This window comes from Yersinia sp. 2542 StPb PI (assembly GCF_048593855.1).
GTDB lineage: Bacteria > Pseudomonadota > Gammaproteobacteria > Enterobacterales > Enterobacteriaceae > Yersinia > Yersinia enterocolitica_E.
Genome location: NZ_JAZGQA010000121.1, coordinates 1 through 14,327, shown reverse-complemented (window position 1 = coordinate 14,327; position 14,327 = coordinate 1). Strand labels below are relative to the sequence as shown.

Genomic DNA, 14,327 nt, shown 5'->3' with positions numbered 1-14,327 from the left:
GTAACAAATATTCGAAAATTAATAAATCATNAGGATATTTCGCTGGGTGATTGCTTACCATCAGAAATTCAGTTAGCAGAGCGTTTTGGCGCATCACGAATGACAGTCAGAAAAGCACTGGATGTCTTAATTCAAGATGGTTTACTGGAACGGCAACAAGGGCGAGGGACATTTATTATCGGGAAAGATCTTAAACATGATAATAATCATCTGAATAGTTTCACCGAACAGATGAAAATGCTCGGCAAGACACCACATACTGAAGTTTCTGAGTTCAAAATTATTAGGGCATCGCAAGACATTGCCAGCCAGTTAAACATCAATCAAGACGATAAAATATATTATATCAAACGATTACGTTATGCTGACAAACAGATTATTCAGATAGAAGAGAGCTATCTGCCGGTCTCTCTGATGCCGGATTTAACTTACCATCATCTTGAATCATCTAAATATGATTTTATTGAAAAACACGCTAATTATCAGATTGAAGGTTGCCGGCAGACATTTTTACCTATTGTCGCCAGTCAGGAGTTTGCCCTGCAACTCCATTGCGATCCACGTACCCTGCTGCTGCAATTACTCGCCGTATCCAATGGAACTGACGGAGTCGTGGTAGATTTTTCGGTGATAACCTTTAATCCGGTTGATTATAAAGTCAGTTACTATCTCAAACGCCATCCGCTAGATTAAAGGGTTGATTAGTGCATTAATCCTTTTTATCAGTAGATTAATGCACCAGAAGAAATATCAATAAGCCTAGCCCGGTAATAAACTACCCAAACCAATAAACAGCCCGGCGATTGTGGCACTCATCAGATTAGATAATGTTGCCGCCAGCAGTGCACGGAATCCTAAGCGCGCAATTTCAGATGATCTTTCGGGTGCAACAGCACTGAAAGCGCCCACCACGACAGCAATTGAGCCAAAGTTGGCAAAACCACACAACGCAAAAGAGATAACTGCAATCGTTTTTACATCTAATGTCGCTATGGTTTCTTTCAGATAAGGAGAGAAACTTAAATAGGCTACGAACTCATTAATGGCTAATTTCTGGCCGATAAAACCACCCGCCAGTGAAGCATGTTCCCAGGATACGCCCATAATATAAGCCAGAGGCGAGAACACATAACCAAGAATACTTTCCAGACTGAGCTGTTCGAAACCAAAGATGCCACCAATACCACCAATAATGCCGTTAATTAACGCAATCAATGCAACAAACGCCATCACGACGGTGGCAACCCCGACCGCAATTTTCAATCCCAGCATCGCGCCACTGGCTGCCGCTTCAATAATACTGGCAGGGCGTTTGTCACTGAATGTCATCTCGTTGAATTCAACTTTTGACTCTTCTGTCGCCGGGCTGATAATACGCGCAAATAATATCCCGCCAGGGATAGCCATTAACGAAGCAGCCAATAAATATTCAATCGGGACCCCAAGCCCGGCATAGCCCACCAACATAGAACCTGCAATGGACGCCATACCGCTACAGATGACGGTAAACAGTTCATTGCTGTTCATCTTATTAATAAAGGGTTTAACCACCGCTGGGATCTCATTCTGACCAAGGAAGATAGTGGTGACAGCGGCAAATGACTCTACTTTACTGATACCGAGTAACTTTTGAAATATAGAACCGAGAATATTAATTAGCCATCCCATAATGCCGAGATAATAAAGAATAGAAATTAATGAAGTGATGAAAATAATGGCCGGCAAGACATGAAAAGCAAAAACAAAACCGGCGCCATCAAATAACTCATTCATTTTTGGGCTAACTAAACCACCAAAAATAAATGCGCTACCTGCGTCACTATATGAAATAACCCTATTCACTGTATTAGCAATCGAAGAGATAAACCACTTTCCAGCAGGAACATAGAGCATGACTGCACCCAATGTTATTTGCAATAATAATGCAGCCCCAACGGTCCGTAATCTTATCTTTCTTTTATTTACTGAAAAAACATAGGCGATAAACAATAAAATGCACATCCCCGCCAAACTACGCAATAAATCCATAAATCCCCCGAAGTACCTCGAAGTTCCTATATAGATAGCTCATGCTCGAAAAGGTGCCCCTCGGACAACAAATGTGTCAGGGCACCTCAAAGATATGAGCAAGTATTTTGTAATAAGGACAATATTTAAAGCGTGTTACCGTTCTTTATTAAATAATGCTCTGATAGGAGCAGGCAATTTTGGCAGCTAACTGCGCATTATTAAATACCAACTGTATGTTAGCGTTTAAACTGTCACCACCGGTTAATTCAGCTACTCTGGCCAACAGGAATGGCGTACTTTCTTTACCAATAACCCCCTGTTCTTCTGATTCTTTTACTGCCTGATTAATGGCAGCGTTGATAATCTCTTCGGGTAAAGCATATTGTGGTGGGATGGGGTTGGCAACAACCATTCCTCCACGCAAGCCGATACTCCATTTGGCATTCATTGCTGCCGCAATTTGCTCAGCACTGTCTAAAGTAATACTGACCTCAAACGGGCTGGTCCGACAGAAAAAAGCGGGCAGTGACCGAGTCTGATAACCAATAACTGGCACCCCATTAGTTTCCAGATATTCCATGGTTAGACCTAAGTCCAAAATAGATTTAGCGCCGGCGCAAACCACCGTGACATTAGTTTTCGCCAACTCCTGTAAATCGGCGGAAATATCAAATGTGGTGGCAGCACCACGGTGTACACCACCAATACCGCCGGTCGCAAAAACCTTAATCTTCGCCATTTGTGCAATAATCATGGTGGAAGCCACGGTTGTGGCACCATGTTGTCCATTTGCTATCACAAAAGGCAAATCACGGCGGCTGACTTTCATAATGCTATGGCCTTCCTTGCCCAGCAATTCTATTTCGTCACGGGATAGGCCCGCTTTCATTCGGCCGTTTATAACGGCAATAGTGGCAGGCACTGCGCCATTCTCACGAATTTTCTGCTCTACCAGTAACGCTGTTTCTACATTTTGTGGGTAAGGCATCCCATGAGAAATAATGGTAGATTCTAATGCGACGACGGCTTTATTTTGCGCCAAAGCCTGTGCAACCTCTGGTGATATATCTAAATAAGATTGTGCCATTGCGTTATTTGTCATGGTTGTAATTCCAATAGTTTTTTAACACTGCCATTTGACAGATTGGGGTTATTAGTTAGTTCCGAAGAGAGCGTTAATGCTGAGCACCCTTGAGCAAAACGGATACTCTCAGCAAATTCCATGTCATCCAGCCAGCAACTTGCTAAACCAGACATCATCGCGTCTCCGGCCCCGGTAACATTCACAATGTTGATATTCAGTGGCAATGACCAGCCAACCTGGCCATCAATTTCACTGAAATAAACCCCCTCTTTTCCCATACTTAATGCCAGGCGCTGGACGCCTTGTTGGTGAAACCAGTGCGCCACCACCGGAATATCATCGTGGCTGTTAATTTTCATGCCACTGAGTATCTCTGCTTCCAGACGATTAGGTTTCAGCGTGTGAATATGGGATAACCAGTTTTTAATTCTGGGTGCTTTGAATGCTGAAACCGTATCGACGAATACAGGAACATTACCGGCATTGGTAAATATCCATGAGAGGGCTTCTTCGGTTAAATTACAGTCGACGACTAATATTCCCGCGTGTTGAATTATCTCTTTGGTGGTTGCTAATAATGACGGCGTTAGTTTTTCTAATATGCGCATATCATTAATCGCCACCAACATTTCGCCACCATCATCGAGTAACGAAACATAAGTAGAGGTATTTTCACCGTGCAAACTGTGGCAATTACTGACATTGACACCGGCGCGTTTAGCCTCATCAATCAGGGTCGCACCATAAAAATCATCACCCACCACCGAGATGAGATGGCACTCTTTGCCTAATAGCGCAATATTTTCAGCAATATTTCGCCCAACACCGCCTGGGGTGCATTTTATTTTCCCTGGGTTGGAATCTTCATAAATGAGCTTACTGGCTGCATAACCACAAACATCCATATTTACCGAGCCAACCACCACCACATAACTGTGCTCAGATAATATATATCCCTTTCCTTTGATATAACCTTTTTGCATTAAATTCATAATGTGACCCGCCACCCCCGAGCGACTAATGCCTAGAATATCGGCAATTTCTTGCTGGGGGATCAATGGATCTCGTCTCAGAAGCTGCAATATTTGTTTTTCTCGGCTGGTCATAATGGACACTTGTTTGTTTTTAAACATGTGCTTGTTTTATTATTTTGACTAAATAGAGTAAAGCGTATTTTATTACTCTATTTCAAAGTTGAGAGAACGATCGTAAGCGTGTTTTCAAGCAGTTACAGCACATTTTCTGTGAGGTAACTCAAGTTCTTCCGATAGGAAAATAAGTTTTAAATAGTAATATTCTTACAGGAAGGATATTCCACTAAAAATAAAGATAGATAATCAAGAGGATAACAATACACACAGAAGCAACCCAACAAGTGTTTGGTTGCCTATTTTTGGGGAGGTAAATTGATGAATAGCCATAAACGCGTTACATCGAATAATGATCTATTTCACACTTAAAGGCAGATGCTTCACAGGGAGGTTAACCAGAGAAAAAAATAAAACGACAGCAGCAGCAGCCAAATGTCGTTTTACTGTATATGTTCTGTCTGGTGTAAATTAGCTACGCACTAAATCGTCGCCATAGCCAACCCACTTATAGGTTGTCAATGCATCCAACCCCATCGGGCCACGGGCATGAAGTTTTTGCGTACTTACTGCCACTTCAGCGCCTAAACCAAACTGGCCGCCATCGGTGAAACGGGTGCTGGCATTGACATAAACTGCCGATGAATCCACCGCACGGACAAAATGTTCCGCGCTACTGAGTGAGCGGGTCAGAATAGCATCAGAATGGCTGGTGCCATGCTCGCGAATATGGTCAATAGCAGCATTGATATTAGCCACAATCTCCACATTCAAATCCAGAGATAACCATTCATCGTCATAATCAGCAGCTTCAACAGCCACTACCTTGGCCTTACCTTCGGTCAGATACGGCAGCGCCTGCGGGCTGGCATGCAGTGTCACGCCAAAGGCATGCATTCGGGTACTGAGTACAGGCAGGAAGCGCTCTGCAATGGCTTGATGAACCAGCAAGGTTTCCAATGAGTTACACGCACTTGGCCGCTGAACTTTGGCGTTTTCAATCACTAATAACGCTTTCTCAAAATCAGCACTTTCATCCACAAAGGTATGGCAAACCCCAATCCCACCGGTAATCACCGGAATGGTTGATTGCTCACGGCACAGTTTATGTAAACCAGCCCCCCCCCGTGGAATCAACATATCGACATAGCGATCCATACGCAGTAACTGATTTACCAATTCCCGATCAGGGCTTTCAATCGCCTGCACTGCCGCCGCGGGTAAGCCGCACTGTTCCAGTGCCTGCTGGATAACCTTCACGGTTGCCTGATTAGTGTGATGAGTCTCTTTGCCACCCCGCAAAATCACGGCATTGCCGGTTTTCAAGCAGAGGCTGGCGACATCGATCGTAACGTTAGGACGCGCTTCATAAATGACACCAATCACCCCCAGAGGCACACGGCGGCGTTCCAGCTTTAAGCCACTGTCGAGTAGGCTGCCATCAATAACGCGGCCCACAGGGTCATTCAGGCGGCATACCTGACGCACATCATTAGCAATAGCCGCTAAGCGTGCCGGGGTCAATAACAGCCGATCGAGCAGCGCCTCACTCATGCCCGTGTCACGTGCAGCCTGCATATCTTGCTCGTTGGCATGCAAAATAGCCTGACTTTCAGATTCCAACAGGTTAGCTATTACTGCCAGCACCTGATTTTTCTCTGCCGTGCTCAACATTGCCAACTGCCAGGAAGCCTGTTTGGCGGCTTTCCCCATCTGTTCCAGCATGCTCATGCTCGCTCCTTAGCTGACAATCATATCGTCACGATGAACCGCCACCGGGCCATATTCGTACCCGAGGATTTCACTGATTTGTTGCGAGTGATGCCCCGCTAACATGCGCAGCGCATCGCTGTTATAGCGTGATACACCGTGGGCCAAATCCCGCCCGCCAAGATTGCGGATCCGGATCACTTCACCACGGGAGAAATCCCCTTGAACACTGCGAATACCTTTGGGCAGCAGCGAACTGCCGCGCTCCATAATAGCGGCTACAGCCCCATCATCGACCGTAATTTCACCGGCTGGCGGTGCACCAAAAATCCAGCGTTTACGGTTTTCCAACGGGGTTTCCAGTGCATGGAAGCGGGTACCAACCGGCGTGCCATCAATCACATTCGCAATAACACCGGACTGACTGCCCGCGGCAATAATCACGTCAATACCGGCGCGGCAGGCAACATCTGCTGCTTGCAGTTTAGTGGCCATACCACCAGTGCCAAGGCCTGAGACACTATCGCCAGCAACTCCGCGCAAAGCATCATCGATACCATGCACTTCGCGAATAAGCTCAGCTTCAGGATTGTTACGCGGATCAGCCGTGTATAACCCCGCCTGATCGGTCAGTAACAGTAGCTTATCGGCACCGGCAAGAATGGCCGCCAGTGCCGAGAGATTATCGTTATCGCCTACTTTGATTTCAGCGGTGGCGACAGCATCATTCTCATTGATTACCGGCACGATGCGGTTATCCAGCAAGGCATTCATGGTGTCACGGGCATTGAGAAAACGCTCTCTGTCTTCCAAATCAGCACGGGTCAGTAACATCTGACCGATATGGATGCCATAGATGGAAAACAGTTGTTCCCAGAGCTGGATTAGCCGGCTTTGCCCGACTGCGGCTAACAGTTGCTTTGAGGCAATAGTGGCAGGCAATTCTGGATAACCCAAGTGTTCACGCCCGGCCGCAATCGCCCCGGAGGTGACAATAACAATACGATGACCTTTTGCGTGTTGCTGGGCACATTGGCGCACCAGTTCAACAATATGGGCACGGTTAAGACGACGGGAACCGCCGGTCAGAACACTCGTCCCCAATTTCACAACCAATGTCTGGCTGCCACTCATAATTTTTCTGCCATTGGGATGAATAAAAGAAACAATATATACCCAAAGTAATTGGAGTTGCAGTATGGCTGCCAGCGAACTCATCCCGATGAGCTTATTCATGTAAGAACAAATGTGACTCGGGTGAATGAACCTAGCTAACAACCCTGCGGCTCTAAGTACGAAGGGGATGGGTCTTTGTAGCAGGCGGGAGGCATAATGCCAACAGTCAGAATGAGAAATTCCCCCTTTTATTGTGCTAAAGGGGGAATATTCTATTTAATTAGGCATTAACAAACAGACTTCTAAGCGGACAGCTTAATCGGCTGATCGCTAAAATGCTGCGCTGGCTCCAATCTCATTTCAATTGAAGTCAACATCTCAGCAAGGCGTTTATGGAAACCACGCAGCGTGGTCTCCAGTTTCTCTTGTATTTCAGCATCTTTAATCTTTTCCGCTTTCCAACTGCCTTCTTTATTAAACAGGCCGAACTGGTAAACGTAGGTAAAATGGTCTTCTGCCGGTTCCAACTCTATCCACCAGCCCCAAAACTCACGTTTCTCGGGGGCAAGCTTCACATTGACGCAAACAGCTAAACAGTCAAAGAAAAAATGGTCACTCTGGCACTGCCCTTCACGCAGATATGGTCCTAAAGCGGCAAAACGTTTCATAAGCTTACTTTTAGGATGAGCACTGGTCGACGTCATTCTTAAATCTCCTTATATAGACGATCCTTTTTAGCAAACTGTTAAAAATTAGCAACTCATTAACGCATTTTATCTTCTAACCACTCACTGGCTTGCAATAATGCACGGTGGAAATTGTCGTACAGCGGCGTTGATGATATAGGTAATAGCTTGCCATCCGCCGAGGAAGAACAGATTAACTTCGCCTCTTCTTTTGGGCTGAAGGGATCATTTTCCCAGTAGCCCGCCAACATAGGTGTTTGGCAACGCCGCCCCAGCAACCCCTGTGTTTTCAGCGAATAGCGGTTCATTTCTGTTCTAAGCGTTTCATCTGCCGCATCAGCCATTCCCAATCGGCTGGCCATAACATCCATATACATATCTGGCACCTGGCGCTGGCTGTCAGCGTTACACAGAAGATGATGCACAATCGGCCCAAGGCATGCCACAGCACGCACCCGCTGTGGCTCTAAATACCCCAGGCGCACCGCTACGTTGGCACCGAAACGGAAACCGAAAACACTGACTCGCTGATGATCAACCCAAGGGATATCCGGCAATGCCTGCAAGACTTGCTGATGCAGATAACTGGTGTCCTGCGTTAACTTCCAACGCGACGAAGCCCCCACCGATGGCATGTCCACCGTCAACATGGCTATCCCTTTCGGGGCCAGATAGTCACGGAACAGGCGATGATAGTCACTTTGCAATGTATCCAACCCACCGCACATCAATACCGTTGGGAATGGCGCACTGCCAACAGTCGGCATATGCAGGAACCCCGCCAGCGTACCGCCATCTGAAATCGCGAAATTAAGCTCTTTCAGGTTATACGGCAGGTGCTCAGCGGCGGCTTCATAGGCGCGGTTTGATAACACCTCGACTTGCTCGGCCAGCTCATCACCTTTCAGATGTGGGTAACCCGCAATGCTGTATAAATTGGCCGCATTTAACCAGTATTGACCCGCATTCATCGGGTCGGCCTCTTCCATGGCTTTTTGCTGCCACAGCATCCCCTGATGGGCCCACTCATAAATCCAGTTACCATTGCGATAGCCCACCACGGTATCTAGCAATTCGTTATCGCTGTGTTCTGCCTTTGAACAGGCAATGCGTGACAACACTTCTTCTATTTCAAGAGGATCAACACCGCGCCAGGTCCATATCAAACGGTTGATCATCCGATACCAATGGCTGGTGGTATCACCGTCCAAGGCAGAATGTACCGTCATAGGATGGTTGCAGTGAGCATGCCGCACGAGAGTTGAGGTTTCAGGATGTTTGAACTTTGGTTTAAACAGAATTTCAGAGAGGTTGGCTTGTGCCATGGTAACGATAGCCTCCATAAGCCGTGATTCAGGCCCGATAAGGGCTGGTCAGATGGAGTCAAGTGTACTCATACTGCGGAGAAAATGAAACGCCCGGAGCTGACCAGGCGTTTAAAGCCAACTAAATTACTTACCGCTTAAAGGAGCAACAAAGGTTACAGCCATATCCCACGGCTGCTCAATCCAGGTGCCCTGAGGGATATCAACCACATAGTCATCAACTAATGGGCGACCAGCAGGTTTGGCGAAAATAGTAACAAAGTGTGCTTTCGGATACATCTCACGGATAGCTTTCGCAGTACCGCCGGTATCAACCAAATCATCAATCACAATAAAGCCTTCGCCGTCACCTTCAGCACGTTTCAGGACTTTAAGCTCGCCTTGGTTATCATGGTTATAGCTGGCGATGCAAACGGTGTCGACATAACGAATACCCAGCTCACGCGCCAGAATACCCGCTGGCACCAAACCACCACGGCTTACCGCAATAATCCCTTTCCATTGATCGGCTGGCAGTAAACGCTGTGCCAGCTTGCGGGCGTGAATTTGCAACATATCCCAGGTAACGACGTATTTTTCGCTCATAAAGTGTAATCCCAGCCAGTAAAGGAGTGGCTTGCCATGTATCAGAAGGGGAAAAAAGGTTGCGCGAGATTATAGTGAGCCAGCCGAATAAAAACCAGCAATTATCAGGTTAATTAATCGGGTCTAATGCGGTAATTGTGCGGCGAAACGCGCGTAATGCCGATGAAAGTGATATTCTCAAACCATCTCGCCATTCCGATGGCGGTTTGTCACTACCCTTAAAATCTTTAGTCATCAACCCGATAGCATCTCTGACATCTTCATCCTGAGGTTGCCGATATGAGCATGCTGTTACAGGAGACTTACAGTGTCTGAACTGTCTCAACTTTCGCCTCAGCCGTTGTGGGATATTTTCGCAAAAATCTGCTCAATCCCCCATCCGTCTTACCATGAAGAAGCACTGGCGCAGCACATTATGACGTGGGCCAAAGAAAAAGGTCTGCACGCTGAGCGTGACAAGGTCGGTAATATCTTGCTGCGTAAGCCTGCTACCAAAGGGATGGAGAACCGTAAGCCAGTTGCGCTGCAAGCCCATCTGGATATGGTGCCGCAGAAGAATAATGATACGGTACATGACTTTACCAAAGATCCTATCCAACCATATATCGACGGTGAATGGGTTAAAGCCCGTGGCACCACATTGGGTGCGGATAACGGCATTGGTATGGCTTCTGCGCTGGCCGTATTGTCTGATGACAGCGTTGAACATGGCCCACTGGAAGTGTTACTGACCATGACCGAAGAAGCCGGTATGGATGGTGCCTTCGGCCTGCAACCTAATTGGTTGAAAGCCGATATTCTGATTAATACCGATTCTGAACAGGAAGGTGAAATCTATATGGGTTGCGCTGGTGGTATTGATTTTATCACCACTCTGGCCCTGAAGCGCGAAGCCGTTCCTGCTGGGTTCCAAACCCTGAAACTGACCTTAAAAGGCCTTAAAGGTGGTCACTCCGGTGCGGATATCCATTTAGGTTTAGGCAATGCCAACAAGCTGCTGGCCCGCTTCCTGTTTGAACATGCAAAAGATCTGGATCTGCGCGTATTGGATCTTAATGGCGGTACATTGCGTAATGCTATCCCGCGTGAGGGTTCGGTTTTCCTGGCGGTTAGTGCAGATAAAGTCGATCAATTGAAAAGCCTTAGTCAGGCGTATCTGGCAACGTTGAAAAACGAGCTGGCGGCGGTGGAAAAAAATCTGGCACTCCTGCTCGAACCGGTATCCACTGAGACAAAAGCGCTGACTAAAGACACACAACAGCGTTTAGTGGCACTGCTGAATGCCACACCAAACGGTGTAATTCGCATGAGCGATGCCGTTAAAGGCGTGGTTGAGACCTCACTGAATGTCGGTGTGGTTACCATGAATGAGAACGAAGCAGAAATCATCTGTCTGGTTCGCTCCCTGATCGACAGCGGCAAAGATTACGTGGTGAGCATGCTGACGGCAATTGGTCAGTTGGCTGGTGCACAAACGCTACCGAAAGGCGGTTACCCTGGCTGGCAGCCGGACCCAACCTCTCCTGTCATGGCATTGGTGCGGGAAACCTACCAACAACTGTTCAACAAAACGCCGAACATTATGGTTATCCACGCAGGTCTGGAGTGTGGTTTATTCAAAAAACCTTACCCGGATATGGATATGGTGTCGATTGGGCCAACCATGACCGGCCCACATTCACCGGATGAACAAGTTCATATCGAAAGCGTTGGTCAATATTGGCAGTTACTGACCGCCCTGCTAAAAGCCATTCCAGAACGGGCATAAACAAATCTGATTGATCTTTATATGATAACGGCGGTGCTTCGACCCGCCGTTTTTTATTGCATATACTATTCCCAACTAAGCAATAATTGCCGCTCAAGTTGTGGATCCAGTAAAGTGACATGTAGCCCTACCAAGCGAACTCCCCGCCCGGCTCGCCGTTCATTCCATGCAGTGCGCGCCACTTGTAGCAGATCAGTCTTATTCAGTTCCGGCCAGACATGCTCCTGCGTAGTTTGTTGAAAATCATGAAATTTCAATTTAATACCCTGACGCGCAATATGCAGATCCGGCCTCACTTTGCGTAATCGAGTTTCCAGCTCAATATAAAGCTGTTCAATCAATGCCTCACAACTTTCCCAGTCATGAATATCTTCCGCCAGCGTTCTTTCAACACCGACCGATTTACGCAATCTGTCTGGGGATATTTCACGCTCATCAATACCGTGGCTACGCTCCCACAACACATGACCGAATTTGCCAAAACGCTTTAATAGCTCAGCCTGCGGATAATTTTGTACCTCGCCGCAAGTAACCAACCCGAGTTCTTGTAAACGTTTAGCGGTCACTTTCCCCACGCCAGGGATCTTACTCAGCGGCAAATCATGCAGGAAAGGCTGAATCTGATTAGGTGTGATGACATATTGACCATTTGGTTTGTTCAGATCTGACGCAATTTTGGCCAGAAACTTTATCGGGGCAATACCGGCGGAAGCGGTCAGGCTCAGTTCATCAGAAATGGCTTGACGGATTTCCTGAGCAATTAAAGTGGCAGAACCACTGCATGCGGAGCAATCAGAAACATCCAGATAGGCCTCATCCAGCGAGAGCGGCTCAATCAGCGGGGTATAGCGAGCGAAAATTTCACGGATATGCAGCGACGCCTCTTTATAAGCCGCCATTCTGCCAGGAATAACTTTAAGCTGTGGGCAGAGTTTAAGTGCCATCGCCGTTGGCATAGCACTACGAACACCATAACGTCTGGCAGGATAATTGGCCGTACTGATCACTCCACGCCGATCGCGGCTGCCGCCAATCGCGATGGGAATATCACGCAAACTGGGATCGTCGCGCATTTCCACTGCCGCGAAGAAACAATCCATATCGACATGAATAATCTTACGCATGTTATCTTTCTCCAACCAAACCACTGTATAAGTATACAGTTAAATCGGAAAAATTCAAGATTATCCTAATCCTCAACCCGCCTCAGATTGCTTATCGCAGGCTAGCCTGCTATCTGTTTACTCAGCCCTCTCATATATATCAGCAAGTCCCGCCGATAAAGCTGGCTAGACCGCCTAAATCCACATTACCTCTCGAAAGAATCACACCACCCGTTTGCCGCGCAGATCTAACTGATCACCAAACGCAACGGCTGCCTTCAGGCAACCGCTGGGTTCAACCACAATCTTCATTTAGTGGTCGCTAAAAATAGAACTCTTCAATGACTTATCTTGCTGATGCCGTTCTAACGCCAGTTCAATCAGTGTTGTGATCAACTCTGTAGAGCCGACACCCGTGGCGCGCCAGAGTTTGGGGTACATACTGATATTAGTGAAACCAGGTAGTGTATTGATTTCATTTATAATAACGGTATTTTCTGGTGTTAAAAAGACATCTACCCGTGCCAGACCACGGCATTCAAGCGTACGAAACGCGGCTAATGCTACTGCGCGAATATTGTCGCTGGCTGCACTGTCTATCACTGCAGGGATAACCACCTGAGCACCGGTTTCATTAATATACTTGGTATCGTAGGAGTAAAATTCATCACTGACGATCACTTCACCACACAGGCTAGCTCGAGGGTTATCATTACCCAGTACCGCACATTCAATCTCGCGCCCAACAATAGCTGATTCAACTAATACCTTATGGTCAAAATCAAACGCGAGCGTAACAGCCTGCTGGTATTCAGCCGCATTGCGTACTTTACTCACCCCAACCGAGGAGCCTTGATTTGCCGGTTTGATAAATAAAGGTAAGCCAAGTTTTGCCGTTATCTGCTCAAAACTGTAATTATCTTTATTTGTCCGTGTCAGCGTAATAAAGGGGGCAATATTCAACCCGGCATCACGCAGTAACCGCTTGGTGAGATCTTTATCCATGCTGACCGCAGATCCCAGCACGCTGGATCCAACGAAGGGGATATTGGCCATGCGCAGCAAGCCTTGCAAAGAACCATCTTCGCCTAATGTACCGTGTACTATCGGGAAAATAACATCCAGTTGCGCCAATGCTGTGGCATTATCCGCCGCAATCAGTTGCTGGCGCTCTTGACCGGGAATCAACGCTACATTTCTGTTTGAGTGATTCAGGGAAATCAGCGCTGGATTCTCTGCATTTAACAAATAGCTGGATGCATCGTTAACATGCCATTTCCCCTGTTTATCAATACCCAGTAGCGTGACATCAAACTTTTCCTTATCAATCGCCTCTACGATGTTTTTGGCCGACTGCAACGACACTTCATGCTCAGCCGATTTACCACCAAAAATCACACCAACCCGCAATTTCGACACACAGTATTCCTTCTTAAAATCTGGCACTTAAAGGTGCAACAACCCAGTGAAATCTCACCTCACACTAATACAATCTTTGTCTGCTTAACTAATGGTTTTTAAGATTTATACAGAATTTTCTCACTCCGCGACAGGTAATAAACATCATCAATATCAGTATGTAATTCTATCATTGATGAATACTCCCCTATTTATTCATATCAAGATAACCACCGCGAGAAGTCATAATTATCCTAATCAAAACACCAACTAATTACGTATATAACAGAATTGAATACTGTTATTGGTTTTTTTTAGCATTTTGTCATTTATTTTTAATAAAAAACCTTTAAATTCGATAAAGTCGAAAAATGTTAGTTATATGATTAACCTTCAACTCATAAAATTCATTATTAGATAATGAATGGAAACTATATATTATGCGAAATTATAT

General features: G+C 46.5%; 12 protein-coding genes. 2 read left to right on the top strand and 10 right to left on the bottom strand.

Features of this window, described 5'->3' with window-relative positions; translation table 11 throughout:
- Window positions 1–693, top strand: a 693-nt coding sequence (locus tag V1952_RS14615; protein WP_420074985.1) for a GntR family transcriptional regulator, incomplete at its 5' end; no start/stop codon positions are given.
- A gap of 66 nt (window positions 694–759) precedes the next feature.
- Here the strand turns inward: V1952_RS14615 and V1952_RS14610 are convergent.
- The 8 genes from V1952_RS14610 to gpt form a co-directional block, all read right to left on the bottom strand.
- Window positions 760–2,028 (bottom strand): NupC/NupG family nucleoside CNT transporter, encoded by a 1,269-nt coding sequence (locus tag V1952_RS14610; protein ID WP_372558162.1) that lies wholly within the window; start codon window positions 2,026–2,028, stop codon window positions 760–762.
- Between the two features lie 148 nt (window positions 2,029–2,176).
- A complete protein-coding gene (locus tag V1952_RS14605) occupies window positions 2,177–3,112 on the bottom strand; it encodes a pseudouridine-5'-phosphate glycosidase (RefSeq protein WP_420074984.1) in 936 nt (311 codons plus the stop codon).
- Window positions 3,109–4,200, bottom strand: coding sequence for a PfkB family carbohydrate kinase (locus V1952_RS14600; RefSeq protein ID WP_372558160.1), 1,092 nt, complete (start codon window positions 4,198–4,200; stop codon window positions 3,109–3,111). The genes V1952_RS14605 and V1952_RS14600 overlap by 4 nt, the downstream gene beginning before the upstream one ends.
- 453 nt (window positions 4,201–4,653) lie before the next feature.
- Window positions 4,654–5,907, bottom strand: a complete 1,254-nt coding sequence (proA, locus tag V1952_RS14595; RefSeq protein ID WP_372559837.1) for a glutamate-5-semialdehyde dehydrogenase — start codon at window positions 5,905–5,907, stop codon at window positions 4,654–4,656.
- Between the two features lie 15 nt (window positions 5,908–5,922).
- Window positions 5,923–7,026, bottom strand: coding sequence for a glutamate 5-kinase (gene proB, locus V1952_RS14590; protein WP_083163836.1), 1,104 nt, complete (start codon window positions 7,024–7,026; stop codon window positions 5,923–5,925).
- Between the two features lie 284 nt (window positions 7,027–7,310).
- Complete coding sequence (gene crl, locus V1952_RS14585; RefSeq protein ID WP_420074983.1) at window positions 7,311–7,712, bottom strand: sigma factor-binding protein Crl; 402 nt, start codon at window positions 7,710–7,712, stop codon at window positions 7,311–7,313.
- 59 nt (window positions 7,713–7,771) lie between these two features.
- Entirely contained in the window at window positions 7,772–9,019 is a 1,248-nt protein-coding gene (gene frsA, locus V1952_RS14580; RefSeq protein WP_372558158.1) for an esterase FrsA, read from the bottom strand.
- A gap of 126 nt (window positions 9,020–9,145) precedes the next feature.
- Window positions 9,146–9,604 carry a xanthine phosphoribosyltransferase gene (gpt, locus tag V1952_RS14575; protein WP_083160123.1) on the bottom strand — a complete coding sequence of 153 codons (459 nt, stop codon included), beginning with the start codon at window positions 9,602–9,604 and terminating at the stop codon, window positions 9,146–9,148.
- A 307-nt stretch (window positions 9,605–9,911) separates the two neighbouring features.
- Between gpt and pepD the strand changes: the two genes are divergently transcribed.
- The gene (gene pepD / locus V1952_RS14570; RefSeq protein WP_420074982.1) at window positions 9,912–11,372 is read left to right on the top strand and encodes a beta-Ala-His dipeptidase; all 1,461 of its coding nucleotides are present in this window, start codon (window positions 9,912–9,914) and stop codon (window positions 11,370–11,372) included.
- Between the two features lie 65 nt (window positions 11,373–11,437).
- Here the strand turns inward: pepD and dinB are convergent, their stop codons facing one another.
- On the bottom strand, window positions 11,438–12,496 hold the full coding sequence (gene dinB, locus V1952_RS14565; RefSeq protein ID WP_083160127.1) for a DNA polymerase IV: 1,059 nt from the start codon (window positions 12,494–12,496) through the stop codon (window positions 11,438–11,440).
- A gap of 291 nt (window positions 12,497–12,787) precedes the next feature.
- On the bottom strand, window positions 12,788–13,894 hold the full coding sequence (gene ddlA, locus V1952_RS14560) for a D-alanine--D-alanine ligase (RefSeq protein ID WP_372558156.1): 1,107 nt from the start codon (window positions 13,892–13,894) through the stop codon (window positions 12,788–12,790).
- Window positions 13,895–14,327 lie beyond the last annotated feature (433 nt).

Coding starts and splice junctions, on each gene's coding strand:
- V1952_RS14610 (WP_372558162.1), bottom strand. CDS start 2,028: ATGGATTTATTGCGTAGTTTGGCGGGGATGTGCATTTTATTGTTTATC.
- V1952_RS14605 (WP_420074984.1), bottom strand. CDS start 3,112: ATGACAAATAACGCAATGGCACAATCTTATTTAGATATATCACCAGAG.
- V1952_RS14600 (WP_372558160.1), bottom strand. CDS start 4,200: ATGACCAGCCGAGAAAAACAAATATTGCAGCTTCTGAGACGAGATCCA.
- proA (WP_372559837.1), bottom strand. CDS start 5,907: ATGCTGGAACAGATGGGGAAAGCCGCCAAACAGGCTTCCTGGCAGTTG.
- proB (WP_083163836.1), bottom strand. CDS start 7,026: ATGAGTGGCAGCCAGACATTGGTTGTGAAATTGGGGACGAGTGTTCTG.
- crl (WP_420074983.1), bottom strand. CDS start 7,712: ATGACGTCGACCAGTGCTCATCCTAAAAGTAAGCTTATGAAACGTTTT.
- frsA (WP_372558158.1), bottom strand. CDS start 9,019: ATGGCACAAGCCAACCTCTCTGAAATTCTGTTTAAACCAAAGTTCAAA.
- gpt (WP_083160123.1), bottom strand. CDS start 9,604: ATGAGCGAAAAATACGTCGTTACCTGGGATATGTTGCAAATTCACGCC.
- dinB (WP_083160127.1), bottom strand. CDS start 12,496: ATGCGTAAGATTATTCATGTCGATATGGATTGTTTCTTCGCGGCAGTG.